Source organism: Alteromonas sp. ABH2_165 (genome assembly GCF_056159945.1).
In genome coordinates, this window is record NZ_JBSWWF010000025.1 from 1 (window position 1) to 971 (window position 971).

The following is a 971-nucleotide window of genomic DNA, read 5'->3' on the forward strand; positions in this document are numbered from 1 at the left end:
TTTTACATATTCTCGTTGTAATAGCTTGGCAACTTGGGACACTCAAAATCACCTTCACCAAACATATCGTTAATTCGCTCAGGAAACATATCTCGCATTTTTACATAGACTGCTTCATTCAGAATGTGAAACCCTGCTGTGTTATCCGTTGTGCCAAGGAATTTATGAATATCGCTTAGCTCAGGGTAATGCGCTGGTTGATGGAAAAAACGCATGTATTCTTGAAGAGTTTTGTAAACATACAGCAAATCTTTTAGATTGACCTCTACAGTCTCATTGGCATCGATTTTGTCTAGACCATACTCAACTATTTCTGCTTGATTATTTGTATAAACATCATCCATTTACTGCGAACTCTCCGTAAAATATAACACCCAAATAAGGGGCACAAACATGGCGGCAATAATCGGAGCGAAGCGACACAGCCGCCATGTTTGTGTCCCAGCGAGCCTGCGAGCGACTTAATTTTTTTGTTATGTGTTTAACGATTTACGCTTACAGTGCGCCAAGTACCCTTTGTAATATTTGGCTTTCATAATTTCCTCTACTTCGTTGAAATAAAAGACACTCTCTCTGTGATGCCTTCCATCGCCTTCAGAACCACTTCCAAGAACAAAATCTCCTTTACTCGGAAACTCCTCAGGTATCCAAACTGCTTGTCCTTCAGCGAAATAACCCCGATGAAATTTTACGTATGCTTTAGTTCCAGCACGAGCACGTTGTCTAATTGACAAAATTTCCACCAGATAAGGATTGCTTGATTCCTTGACACGTATTTGAAAACCAGACCACTGAAAATGCCTGTCTTCATCTCTGATCGCTATTAACTTTTTAAAAAAAGAAAATATCATTTAAACCTCCTTGTTTAAATTGACACATAACACCCCACTAAGGGGCGATAACACATGGGCTAAAATTAGGAACGAAGTGACGCAGCCCACGTGTTAGCGTCCCAGCGAGCTTGCGAGCGA

At 40.6% G+C, this 971-nt stretch carries 2 protein-coding genes; both read right to left on the minus strand.

The features are described from left to right. Positions 1–2 precede the first annotated feature (2 nt). Positions 3–344 (minus strand): hypothetical protein, encoded by a 342-nt coding sequence (locus tag ACXAFQ_RS20430; RefSeq protein ID WP_474825211.1) that lies wholly within the window; start codon positions 342–344, stop codon positions 3–5. 129 nt (positions 345–473) lie between these two features. Beyond that, complete coding sequence (locus ACXAFQ_RS20435; protein ID WP_474825212.1) at positions 474–851, minus strand: hypothetical protein; 378 nt, start codon at positions 849–851, stop codon at positions 474–476. Between the last annotated feature and the right edge of the window lie 120 nt (positions 852–971).

Excerpts from the sequence above, each read along its gene's own strand:
- ACXAFQ_RS20430 (WP_474825211.1), bottom strand. The coding sequence starts at position 344 with ATGGATGATGTTTATACAAATAATCAAGCAGAAATAGTTGAGTATGGT.
- ACXAFQ_RS20435 (WP_474825212.1), bottom strand. The coding sequence starts at position 851 with ATGATATTTTCTTTTTTTAAAAAGTTAATAGCGATCAGAGATGAAGAC.